The sequence below is a fragment of the Nostoc sp. 'Peltigera membranacea cyanobiont' 232 genome (assembly GCF_002245985.1).
Classification (GTDB): domain Bacteria; phylum Cyanobacteriota; class Cyanobacteriia; order Cyanobacteriales; family Nostocaceae; genus Nostoc.
Map to the genome: position 1 here is coordinate 54,544 of NZ_NOLK01000041.1, position 11,794 is coordinate 66,337.

At 39.2% G+C, this 11,794-nt stretch carries 9 protein-coding genes and 1 CRISPR repeat array; of the genes, 1 reads left to right on the forward strand and 8 read right to left on the reverse strand.

The features are described from left to right. Positions 1–361: 361 nt before the first annotated feature. From CDG79_RS16035 to CDG79_RS42420, 8 genes are all read right to left on the reverse strand, one after another. Positions 362–1,408 (reverse strand): hypothetical protein, encoded by a 1,047-nt coding sequence (locus tag CDG79_RS16035; RefSeq protein WP_223278170.1) that lies wholly within the window; start codon positions 1,406–1,408, stop codon positions 362–364. 63 nt (positions 1,409–1,471) lie between these two features. After that, positions 1,472–1,900 (reverse strand): hypothetical protein, encoded by a 429-nt coding sequence (locus CDG79_RS43775; protein WP_223278171.1) that lies wholly within the window; start codon positions 1,898–1,900, stop codon positions 1,472–1,474. 3 nt (positions 1,901–1,903) lie between these two features. After that, on the reverse strand, positions 1,904–3,514 hold the full coding sequence (locus tag CDG79_RS16040) for a hypothetical protein (RefSeq protein WP_094342994.1): 1,611 nt from the start codon (positions 3,512–3,514) through the stop codon (positions 1,904–1,906). Next, positions 3,504–3,917 (reverse strand): hypothetical protein, encoded by a 414-nt coding sequence (locus tag CDG79_RS16045; RefSeq protein WP_094342995.1) that lies wholly within the window; start codon positions 3,915–3,917, stop codon positions 3,504–3,506. Before CDG79_RS16045 ends, CDG79_RS16040 begins: the two co-directional genes overlap by 11 nt. 77 nt (positions 3,918–3,994) lie before the next feature. Beyond that, positions 3,995–4,828, reverse strand: coding sequence for a type III-B CRISPR module RAMP protein Cmr4 (gene cmr4, locus CDG79_RS16050; RefSeq protein WP_094342996.1), 834 nt, complete (start codon positions 4,826–4,828; stop codon positions 3,995–3,997). Between the two features lies 1 nt (position 4,829). Then, positions 4,830–5,816 carry a type III-B CRISPR module-associated Cmr3 family protein gene (locus CDG79_RS16055; protein ID WP_094342997.1) on the reverse strand — a complete coding sequence of 329 codons (987 nt, stop codon included), beginning with the start codon at positions 5,814–5,816 and terminating at the stop codon, positions 4,830–4,832. A gap of 312 nt (positions 5,817–6,128) precedes the next feature. After that, complete coding sequence (locus CDG79_RS16060; protein ID WP_094343006.1) at positions 6,129–7,679, reverse strand: Cas10/Cmr2 second palm domain-containing protein; 1,551 nt, start codon at positions 7,677–7,679, stop codon at positions 6,129–6,131. A gap of 375 nt (positions 7,680–8,054) precedes the next feature. Further along, positions 8,055–8,228 carry a hypothetical protein gene (locus CDG79_RS42420; protein ID WP_189525019.1) on the reverse strand — a complete coding sequence of 58 codons (174 nt, stop codon included), beginning with the start codon at positions 8,226–8,228 and terminating at the stop codon, positions 8,055–8,057. Between the two features lie 835 nt (positions 8,229–9,063). Continuing rightward, a CRISPR array of direct repeats spans positions 9,064–9,531; the repeat unit is 36 nt; unit sequence CTTTACCGATTGCTCTAAATCGGAATTAATGGAAAC. Positions 9,532–9,675: 144 nt separating this feature from the next. Between CDG79_RS42420 and CDG79_RS16070 the strand changes: the two genes are divergently transcribed. Beyond that, positions 9,676–11,706, forward strand: coding sequence for an ATP-binding protein (locus CDG79_RS16070; RefSeq protein ID WP_094343000.1), 2,031 nt, complete (start codon positions 9,676–9,678; stop codon positions 11,704–11,706). Positions 11,707–11,794 lie beyond the last annotated feature (88 nt).

An 11,794-nucleotide genomic window follows, 5' to 3' on the forward strand; every position in this document is an offset into this window, starting at 1 on the left:
GATAAGGGTATGTTTCCATTAATTCCGCTTCTCCGAAGAGAAGCGACTTACACACCACGGACAGCGTATACGTAGGATGTGTTAGCGACAGCGTAACGCGATTTTTATTACTAAAGCCAAGCCAGCAATTGTAAGGCGTATACGTAGGATGTGTTAGCGACAGCGTAACGCATCAAACCCGTGATAATAGTGCGTTACTAAAGCCAAGCCAGCAATTGTAAGGCGTATACGTAGGATGTGTTAGCGACAGCGTAACGCATCAAACCCGTGATAATAGTGCGTTACGAACTCCGTTCTAACTCACTCTACAATACTTAACTTCGTTCAAAAATCAAATAGTAATCCTATATATCTTTATCCCTTAAATAAGAGACTCAGCTATTTCTTGAAGTTTCTTATTCAACTTCTCCCTTTTATAACCAAGCTTAAAATAATTAATAGCATTCAAAAATGGTTGCTTAACATCATAAACATAAGCTGACATAACATCATTAACTTGATGATTTTTATATCCCAATAAATAATCAATTACTTCCCTATCTTCAACACCACGCAAGTTATGCATTAGTTGGTTACGAAGGTCATCATTAGCATATCTGTCTTTATTACAATACCATCTCAGTAAAGGCCAATCAGAAAAACTATTATCTAGCTTTTTTAACCAATCAATTAATGAATCATTTTTATTTATTATTCCAAAATTATTATTTTTAATTTTCTCAATAGGAAATTGGAGACTTTGTAAAACATTGATTTTAAAAGTACTCGTTTCATTTTTGATAGATTTGGCTAAAGATAAACCTAGTGGAACCCATTCAATTAGCTCGGAGACATTTCGAGAGTCCCCATTTAAAGTAATAGTTTCATTAATCATCGCTACTTGTGATAAAATAGCCACCTTTAAAAAGGTTTCTTGAGCAGCCGCCAGAAGAGTAATTCCTTGAAGATAATTTCTTTGATTGAAGAAAAATCCTATGAGGTCAAGAGCATCAACAATACGCTGGGTAGCTTGAGGAATGGCAAAATCTTGGCTGCTATCTGTTAGAGGACTATGGAGATTAAAGAAATCAACAATATTTTCTAATTCAGTAATGGCAGCTTTTTCTATTCCGGTTATATTTTCTAATATTTTGAGTGCAGCACCAGGGAAGCCACTTGTAATTAACTGCTGTGCTTTTTGAATCTGCATTCCTCGCCAATAGTTAGAACTTTCAATAGCTTCTGATTTAGATTTTTTATCGTAATTTTCATCAAAATATTCATTACTAACTAAAAACTTAACTTTCTGGAATCGACCTAAGCTGACAAATTGCACAGCCGAAGATATGGCTGGTGTCCCTGCTTGATGGCTAACATAAACTGGTTTGAGTGAATTATAGTCTAATTTGCAGAATGCTTCTTCTACCAAAGAAAGGGTTTCATTCCAATTATCTATACCTTTATTTGCGTTGATTGGTATTATCTCTAAAAATTATGGCTGAGACTTAAACTTATCTTTCAAATACCACTCTAATAGAGGTTTAAGCGTACAAGTATCTTGCCAATAGGGACACTTTTCATAAATAATTTGGTCTTGTTTAAATATTTTAGTTTGGTCTGTCAACAAAATAATAATTCTTTCCGGCTTGATATTGTTATCTTCAAAATATTGATAATAAGTATCAAGAAGCGGAAAATTTAAATCTGACTTGTAATAATCAGGCTGCTTTTCATATACTAAACCTAAAACTCTCGCAGGTATAGTATAACCAGCACTTTTATCTTTGGGGTCTAGTGGTAGAGGTGAAGCAAATTCTGTACATTCTAAATCATATCTAATTTCATCGTACAAACTTCCCCAACTTTTATCATTTTTGAGAATAACATCACTATTACCTGTGGTGACAATCCAAATAGTCATAATTTACTCTCCCCAAAGTTTGGTAAAGTCGCTGGTTGCTAAGAAAGTTAAAAATTCTTGTGTTCTCTCATCTTTTTTATCAGGGAAAATTGTGAGTAACTCTACAAATTCTCTTCCCTTCCGCTTCATTTCTCCTTCTTTGTTTTTGATGTAGCGCGGGTACATTCGATGCCAAATTCTCCCAATCTGACTCATTTTACCTGTGAGACTTGAGCCTTTAATTGAGTTGCTTCCTTGGTAATTACCGTGAAACCATCTCACAGCTAAACTATCATCTTCATCTTGGGCAATGCGTCCCCAGACTTGGACTTTTTGGGGATGGAATGATTCACGCCAAGAAGTTAATTTATTAGTTGGGGTTTTTTCTTTTAATTTCAGCCAGTTATTTAGAGTTTTATGAATATCATTCAGGATATTAGTGATATGACTGAGACTATTTACTGGGAAGTAGTATTGATTTGATTGTTTGGTCAATTCCCAATGACAGCCTATCATGGGTTTACCATTTAAATAGTCTGGAAAAAATATCTGGTGGTTAATGCGTCGCCACGATTTACCAAAACCACCAAGCAGCATCGCAAATCTTAAAATTTGGGTTGCTAAGGTTTTTAATTCTTTTTTGTATTCTTTTGAAATCTCACCCATGCTGAGAATATTTAAAGTCCCTGTATTTAATTCATAAATAGGCATGGTTACATTCCCATACCGATATACATCCATCTCTAAATCAACAGCATTAAAAGCAATTCCTAACTGGCCGACAACAGCACCATTTTTCCCTGCAAATCCTCCCCAAAGTTCTCTGGTTAATTCTTCGGCTGTATTTTCATCGGTAACGCCACTAAATAACCGGAGTGTGTGACCGCGTAAAGCAGCTTTAAAAATATTGGGACGAAATTCGCCTGTTTTATCGATTAATTGTGAGGCTAATCCTCGTCCACGCAGATTAACGCTGACTAATTTGGTTTCTGGGTGATTTATGGGTTGACCGTAACCTGCACTAACCCTAGAACCAATACCTCGTTCTATGGCTTTATCCCAAATACTCCAGATAGTCTCCCATTCACTAAGTTCTATTTTTTTAGTGCTGGAAATGCCGAATATTAAGGTAGGTTGATAGAGGGATATCTGAATAAATGCTGAATGGCTATCGTTATTTTTAATTTGCCAATTTTGTTGGGGATGAACTACATCAATTAATGGTTGTTCAACCCAAGTTTCATCTTTGGGATAACCCCCATGAAAGCGAAGAATTCCCGGTATGGTATCGTTACTAGTTAGTTTTCCACCGCAATATCTTGCACCCTGTTCTGAGGTACAAGCACGGAGAAAAGCGCCTTTCATACTTGCGCCTGGGTAAAAAGGAAATCCCTTAGCGGCGATGACTGGGCGAATGATATCTTCATCTTGTCCGCTATTAGAAACAAAGCGCCAAGTTATTTTATATTCTTTTGTTTTAATATTGGTGTTAAATGTGGGAGGGTCTATTGCAGAACCTTCTAGCCATTCATCAACCCATCTTTCAGACTGTTCGGGATTTTTGATATATTGAATCTGCCCGCGTCCTGAGATTTGGGCTTGAAACATTAAGGGGACTTCATTACTATTCGTCATCACCAACTCCGGATTTTTTATAGCGCTGAGTCCACCAAACTAAGCTGTCACAAAATTGAGTGAGAACAGCTAAACAAATTCTTTGGTCTTCGATGGGAAGTTGCCATAATTTGGTGGCGATTTCTTGAATTTTTGGAGTATCTTTACTGGTAACATCTTCTTGGGGAAGGTTAATTCCTGCCTGTTGCATGATTTTGGTAAAGCTTTTCCAGGTATCGCGCCAATATTGACCTTTGGGTGGTTCTTTGTCTAAAAGTCGTAGTTGTTCTCCCCAAAATCTTTCTAAGCCGAATGCTACGGTGATTCGCATTTTGTGAGATTGACCAATGACTCCTTTTTGGTCGCGGTGTTTGAGGATTAGGCGTTGTGCTTCTTGGTCTAAGTCGTATGATTTCCAGGTCATAAGTATGCTAATTCGTAATTCGTAATTCGTAATTCGTAATTGAAGAGAAGATTTGTAGGGTGGGTTGGGGATGAAACCTAACTTATTAGAGTTAAACTACAGTGACCAAAGCCGATTGATTCTAAGCCACCAAGGTAAATATCTGTGCTTTCAGTATCATTTAAGGGTTTCCATTGTTTACCTGATTTATCATTTTTGATGGCGATGGGAAAAACTAAGATGGTTCCTTCGGGTAAGGCTTCGGTGTTAAAGAAGCCACCACCATCGACTACTTTTTGGTCTGGTTTTAAACGGACGCGACTTTGGCGATATAATGCCATGTCATGAATTATGGATATATCACTGTCGTCTACTATGACTGCGGGTTTTTCTTTACCGGAGGGGAACCAAGGGGATAAGTCTGCTGTTTTTTTGATGGTCAAAAAACCTAAGTTGAAAAATAAGGTTTTTTTACCTTGTGATTCCCGCGCTTTTAAGTTTTTGGAACCTGTATATGGGTCTGGTATTTCTATTTCTTTGAGGGGTTTACCGTTAATTTTGATAGTGTCGCCAGCAATTCTTTGGTAGCGTTGGAGTAAGCGTGGACTAGTTACCCATACTATTGGTTGACCGGGACAAAAGACGGGTAGCCAGAGAATAGAAGCGTATTCAAATTTGATGAGAGATTCGTTATTAATTTCTGATTGTTCTGAACCTGCTTCGTTACCATACCAATATTTTGCGGCTTCATCTCCATCTATTAAGCGCATTTCGGAACGCAGGCGACCGCGAATTGAACTACCGGGAAGAATACCAGTTTTAGTAAATTGGTCACGAAAAATTAAGTTTAAATTTCCGCTTTCTTCTCCGGCGGTTGCACCAACGTGCAGAGGTGCTAAGGTTTCTATTATTCCATAAGCTTTTTTGTACATTTTAGGCGACTCCTTTAATTTCTGTTGGTAAACATAAACCGCATCCTACTCGTTTTAGGCTATAACCTTCTTTGGGAAACCATGCTTCGTCCCATTCTGACCAAGGTTTATTTAAAGGTTCTGCAAGTACGTAAACACTACCAGCCGGAACTGCGTAACGTCCCCTTCCTAAGTTACCTTTGGCGCGGTAACGGTAGGGTAATGGTTTATCTGTTAACATTTCTACGGTTTCGGGAAAGCTTTCATGTTGAGGATGGCGGTGAGAGAAGCGGTTTGAACCCCAGATACCTGGTGTAATTAAGGCGAAGGTACGTTTTATTGGCTGATTTAATAGGTTTAAAAATTTCTTGTTTGTGAGTTCTTCGCACTCGATTTCGACTATGTGATTTTCTCCGCCAAAGCGATACCAGCCGGGTTCTAGGGGATAGGTTGAGAGATAAACTAAGCAACTATCGTCTGACATTTGGACGGAGTTTTCTAGAAAGAGTCCGTCGGAATCTTCTACACAACGTTCTGTTTGTTTAATTTTGGGATGGAGGAAGGAAACGTATTCCCAAGGATTTTTAGCAACAGATTCGTTAGATTTCAGGGTTTTGGGTGCTATTCCCCAAGAATTGATGGTTTGCCAACGATAATCTGGTTCTAGTTTCTCATTTTTATTTTCTAACTGCCATTGACCTTCTTTTAATTGCCATTCATCTACTGCTTTTTTAGCAATGATTTTATTCCAAGGAATGGGAATATAAAAGTTTTGCTTGTCTTTGAGTTTAGCCCAAAAGGGGCCGGCTACAAATAGATTAGCACTCAATTCATTTTGAGGAATTTTTTCGGTAATTTTGTTGGCGCTAAACATTAAGCCTGATAGGGTCGCGGCTTCTGGGGGGAATTTTGCACCGGAACGACCGACTAGGTTTTCGGGTGAGAGAAATGCACCTGTACTTCCATACATTAATCCTAATGGATTGATGGTTATTAAGTATTTGAACATAAGTGGAGTGGCGAAATTTAGGTATTGTTGGGTGTGTTAGAAGGCGGTTTGTAACGCACTATTCTCTAGGGGTTGATGCGTTACGCTGTCGCTAACACATCCTACGGATGGATGAGATATATAGCAGTTCTAAATGAGTGGTGAAAATATATAGATAGGAAACGAACTGCAAAGGACGCATTCGCGCAGCGTCTCGTAGAGAAGGACGTAAAGGGAAGAAGGAAGGAAGAAGGAAATATTTAGTTTTCACAAATAAGTTAGGACTGCTATATTTATTTTGAGATTAGTTAAGGTGTTTGAATTTACGATCGCTTAATTACTTAAATGCCAGCCTACTTTAATTAAGTCACTTATCCAATCAATTGTGGCTTTGCTTCTTTCATAATTATCATCTTCTTCACTAAAACCTATGAGGTGTTTAGCACGTTCATAATTTAGTAATTGTTGACCTTCGTCGGGAAAGTAAATATTGAAGAATTCAATGGCGAATTTTTCGACGAAGGTTTTTTTGTCAAGATTAAATGCCCGCCGAGATTCTAATATTGCTAAATCTTGATAAATATGACTCCAGTTTGATTGGTTTTCTCTGTCTTGATATTTGGTTAAGATGTTTAAATAATCCCAAGGACATGTCCATTGCACATATTGACCGCTGTTAAAAACAATTCTGATGGTGACTCGTCCACGCCCTGAAGATTTAGCTAGCTTTTCTGCTTCCCGACAATGTTGTAATATATCCCTTTGGGGAACGCTTGTACCTGCCCAAACAAATCCGACGCTTAAGCCTATTTTTTGATCGTGTTTTTCCCAGGTTTGGGGGAGTGTAGTTAACCATGCAAAAGCTTGGTTGGCTGTAATCGGTTCTTGGTCTTTTTCTCGATAAATTACGCCTAAAAAATCGTCTCCACCTGCATAAACTACTCTACCGATTTCTTGGGGGAAGTCTCTGGTAAAGTCTTTGCCCCAGTTACGCATGGCTTGACTAAATTTTTGAAGTTGTTCATCGCCATTTTCTAATTCGGCTAATTCCTTTAGGTGTTTCCCCACTTCATCGCCATCTCCCATAAACCATCCTGTCCAGCGTCCTTTACCTTGGTCGTTTTTGGCTTCGGGGCCTCGATAAATTTCGCTGAAACTTTCTAGTTTAGACATCTCCAATTGATTGGCAATTTCTGGTAGGGTAACTAGACGTTTCACTAATTCCGGGATACTTAATTTTTCGTTGAGGTCAAAAAAGTTACCTTCTGGTTCTGCATCTGGGGGACGATTTTCTAATGCACAGGCGAGGCGTTTATAGAAGGTTTTGATTTGATCTTTTTCTATTGTCCATTGGCGATTTTGAGGATTTCTCTGTACGCCACCCAATCCGGGAAAGGCGATTCCATCTGTTCCTGTTAAACTAGAACTCTCTCCAATCCAGTTGACTGCTGTCCATCCACGGGAAAGTTTGCAAGTTTCTAAGTCTTCCATCGCTGCTTTTATGCTGTCGCCTTCTCCCCAAAATATTTCCCAAGCGTGGTTTCCCCAGTTTATCCACTCTCTTTCCCAGTGATAGGTATAGTCTGGTAGTTTCCACTCTATCCAAGTGCGACATTCGTGTAACATTCGTTTCCATGCAGATAAGAGAGTTTCTTCTGCTTGTGCTTTGGAAAATTCTCCTTTTATCAGGATGCGATTTGGCATTCCTTTTTGGAGGTTGGCGCGGGCTGGAGATATAACTGTTGTGGTTTTTTCTGCTTCTTTTACTAGCTGCTGGCTGAGATAGGAAAGAATCAATGATGCACCGTACAAGTCTCGAAGTTTACGGGATTTCTCGATAAATCCTTGGACGGGAGCAAAGGTAGTTGCTGTATATTTGGTCACGTTTGCTTGAATCACTGGTTGCAGTCTTGTTTAAGTTACTGTAGAAATTTGAGTTTTTATTCAGTAGTTATACTTTGTAATAATTTTTGTTTTTGCGATCGCAATTCGCAGTTAAGTAGGTAGGCGTAATAAGATCAAATCTCACCCTCAATCCCTCTTTTTACTAAGGCTACGGTGTACACACATCTTTGTACTAGGTGCAAAATGTGGTTTGATCCCCCTAAATCCCCTTTAAAAAGGGGGACTTTGAATCTATTCCCCCCTTTTTAAGGGAGGTTAGGGGGGATCAGATGATTTGTGTGTACACGGTAGCCTTACTAAGGAGAGGGAAGCTGGAGGCAGGGTTAGGTCTGCGTTCTATGCTATTGAGAACTGCTATACATCTTCTCGGAAAATTTGATGATGTAAATACCTTTTCATGCGAATGATGAAATTTAAGTTATTTAAAAAGGCGATCGCAGATTCTTGGCAGAGGGCGATCGCCTTTCTTATTCTTACATCATGTATAATTTTATACTTATAAAGCGCTTTAATGAAAGTTGTAAGCATTTATTGGTAATTTTTTCAATAGTTTTATCTAAACTTCATGTTTTGGTTAAATTTAATAAGTGAAATCCGCAATTACTTACTCAAAAGCTGCTTTGACTTTCTCAAAAGCAGCTTTGACTTTCTCATTTTGGTGTTTTCCGCAAGTCGAATAAGCTTTAACTTACTAAAAAGCAGCTTTTGCTTTCTCATTTTGGTGTTTTCCGCAAGTCAAATAAGCTTTTGCTTACTAAAAAGCAGCTTTGACTTTCTCATTTTGGTGTTTTCCGTAAGTCAAATAAGCTTTTACTTACTTCAAAGCAGCTTTGACTTTTTGATTTTGGTAGATTTGGCAAGTTGATTTAGGTTTGGCGATCGCAAATCGCGGTTAGATAGATAAAGGACTGCGATCGCAATTCGTGGTTACAATGGCTAAACCTGCCTGGGCTTTGACCTCTCTCCAAACCTCTCTCCTAAGAGGAGAGAGGCTTTGAATTTTACTCCCCTTCCCTTGTAGGGAAGGGGTTGGGGGTTAGGTCTGTGTTCTATGCAATTGAGAACTGCTAGCTATATAATCTTCTCGGAAAATTTGAGGAGATAAATACCTTTTCATGTATGATGATTTATGTCACACACAGGCACGGAGACGCAGAGAGGATGAGGAGTTTGAGATGTTCATCGACACCACTCGCCAAATCCCCGAAACCCTATATTTTTCGTTTAGTGGTGTCGATTCATTACTGGGTAATAATTTGAGGTATGCGTGTTGTTCAATTTCACACAAGATATATAATGTCTTTTAGAGTGGTGTCGATTTGGTGGCTGAAAGCCTTACGGGGCAGAGGCTCCTGAACGAACTCTTTACCGATTGCTCTAAATCGGAATTAATGGAAACCTTTGAAGTATCACTAAAAGTGTCTACGTATGTCTGAACTTTACCGATTGCTCTAAATCGGAATTAATGGAAACTTCATCACGGATTCGCTGGTAACTCCGGTAGAACTTTACCGATTGCTCTAAATCGGAATTAATGGAAACTGTTTGCGGTGACAACGGCGTAACCAACTAAATCAGACTCACTTTACCGATTGCTCTAAATCGGAATTAATGGAAACGAGATGAATGAAACCATTTGATAGACAAAGCCAGCTTTACCGATTGCTCTAAATCGGAATTAATGGAAACCGGTTGGCTATGTTATCTCGTGATTTCAAATTTAATTCTTTACCGATTGCTCTAAATCGGAATTAATGGAAACCTCTTTTGTGAACTCATGACCATCTGCTTTTAACTTTACCGATCGCTCTAAATCGGAATTAATGGAAACTAAAAACAAAGTTCCAGTTACACCTACCAAAGCAACCTTGAATTACGAATGACGAATTATTTCGTCATTCGCTTAAAAACCCTAGACAACAAACAAAAAACAGCTAAAAGTTAAAGTAGAAAAACCTTTAACCTGTAACTGCTGATGATTTGTCACTTCCTCATCGGTATCCCCGGTAGCGGGAAATCTACCTTCGCCGCAGAACTCGCCAAACTGGGGAATTATCGCATCGTCTCTACAGACGCAATTCGCCAGCAACTCTACGGCGATGCAAATATTCAAGGTGAGTGGAATCAGGTTGAAGAAAAAGCGATCACGGAAATTGTGAATGCCTTAACTCAAGGTGATTCCATCATTTATGATGCAACTAATGCCAAGCGGGGATGGCGGATGGATTTACTCAGTAAGCTGAAATCTTGTCTGGCTGTTTTTCCTCTGTGGATGGCGTGGTATTTGCAAACTCCCGTTGCAATTTGCAAGTTATGGAACCAACAACGGGTTCGTCAAGTTCCAGATTTTGTAATTGAAAATATGCACAAATCTCTCCAAGACTTTCCGCCAATAGCTGCGGAGGGATTTGCAACTGTCAAAGAAATCGATGTCACCTCGCCGAAGTTCGACATTCTACAAATTGCAACCCAAATTCAACAGCTTTCGCGTACCCTTACCAACCGCGCTAACCGCAATCGCCACATTACAATCCATTCCTACAGTCAGTTGTTGGATTTTGAACGGCTGATGTATTTAATTTCTCTCATCATTCGTTATCCGGGAATTGGTAATTTGCAAACTACTCATGGGAGTTTGGTAGAAAGCATTTTTGGTAACATTCCTGAGTTTGCCAATAGCTTAGAAGAAATTACCGCTTTCATGGGTAAATTGTGCGGTCAAATTTACGCCAATGAAAATGCGATCGCATCTGATTTAGACTGGTTACAACAAAATTTTCTGATTGGGGTTAATACTATTGTTTATGGCGCTATTAACGGTAGGAGGAGACGCGATGAATCGCCGTCTCTACAAGGGGATGAATTATCGTTTTTACGAGGTGATGATTCATCGTTTTTAGAATTGAATTTTGTAACTCATGCTTATTCTGACTTTGACTGCTTTGGGAGGTTGATAGAAATCATTCGGTTGATTCTTCACCACCCATTTTTGCAAGATAGAGGAAAGGGAAGTTTACAAACTCTGATGTCTGCACTCAGAGAAAATGGGATTATCGATGGCGATGGATTAGATACAGTCCGCAAGGATATAGAAAAGGTTCTCAAGCCTTATAAAATATTGCCAGAATTCCCCCTCAGAGATGGCTACTTTGCGGGGACAGCGATTTTGTCAGCATTAGAGTTAACTAAAGTGTTTGATGTTCTCCAGTCTCAGGCGAAAAGTCTTGATGACCCCGTAGCGTTGGAGATTTATGAAACATTTGCTACCCGAATGGCAAAAAGTAAGTTGGGGGTAAGTAATGTGTATCCGGTACGGAGCATTGCTAATCGCAGTATGATAGATTCAGAGTTTTTACCGAGTGATGCCCTTTCTAAGAATTTACAGCAATTAGAGGAAGCGATCGCTAAAGGGCAATTACTGGAATTAAATCGCTTTGTTGGCGGCGGTAAATTTGCACTGGATGAAGAAGGCTTTTTTTTGGCATTTCCTTTGCAAATCGTTTTTTCTAACCAAGCATGGTATTTAGGTTTTGAGTGTGAAGGTGGAAAGTATGCAGGACTGTTCCGGTTTGAACGTTTAGATAGATTGTTTATTGGTAAACCCCAAACCAGATTCCGTTCTCTGCTGGAACAAGAAAAGTCATTAGAGAAATTACAGAAACTCTCAACTGCTAGCGCGGGGATTTTTTTAGGTTATAGTGCGAGTGAGCAGCGTCAGTTTCTCAGCCGCGATAAGCAAGAGCATTCACAGGCTTGTGTGACAGTAGAACTGTGGTTTAATGATTTTATCTTCCGGTTTATTAGTGAAGGAACCAAGAGGTTTTCTGCCAGACAAATGAAGATGTCTGCACCTGTGAAAGGCGGAAAGTTAATGTTACCTAAGTCAATTTTCTGCCTGAAGAAGACTACAGATAAAGACTTTCCCAATCGCTTTCGGGTGATATTGCCTAAATGGTCTTTAGGTGATGGGGTAAATATAGCGAAGCTGTCACCAGGGGCAAGATAGCCTGAAAGTATTGTGGAGTATGGGTTTGAGAAAAAAGAGTAGCTCACTGGATTTTAGCGTTTTTGACGGGCGTTTTATAAGCACAGCC

Excerpts from the sequence above, each read along its gene's own strand:
- CDG79_RS43775 (WP_223278171.1), bottom strand. The coding sequence starts at position 1,900 with ATGACTATTTGGATTGTCACCACAGGTAATAGTGATGTTATTCTCAAA.
- CDG79_RS16040 (WP_094342994.1), bottom strand. The coding sequence starts at position 3,514 with ATGACGAATAGTAATGAAGTCCCCTTAATGTTTCAAGCCCAAATCTCA.
- CDG79_RS16045 (WP_094342995.1), bottom strand. The coding sequence starts at position 3,917 with ATGACCTGGAAATCATACGACTTAGACCAAGAAGCACAACGCCTAATC.
- cmr4 (WP_094342996.1), bottom strand. The coding sequence starts at position 4,828 with ATGTACAAAAAAGCTTATGGAATAATAGAAACCTTAGCACCTCTGCAC.
- CDG79_RS16055 (WP_094342997.1), bottom strand. The coding sequence starts at position 5,816 with ATGTTCAAATACTTAATAACCATCAATCCATTAGGATTAATGTATGGA.
- CDG79_RS42420 (WP_189525019.1), bottom strand. The coding sequence starts at position 8,228 with ATGCTTACAACTTTCATTAAAGCGCTTTATAAGTATAAAATTATACAT.
- CDG79_RS16070 (WP_094343000.1), top strand. The coding sequence starts at position 9,676 with ATGATTTGTCACTTCCTCATCGGTATCCCCGGTAGCGGGAAATCTACC.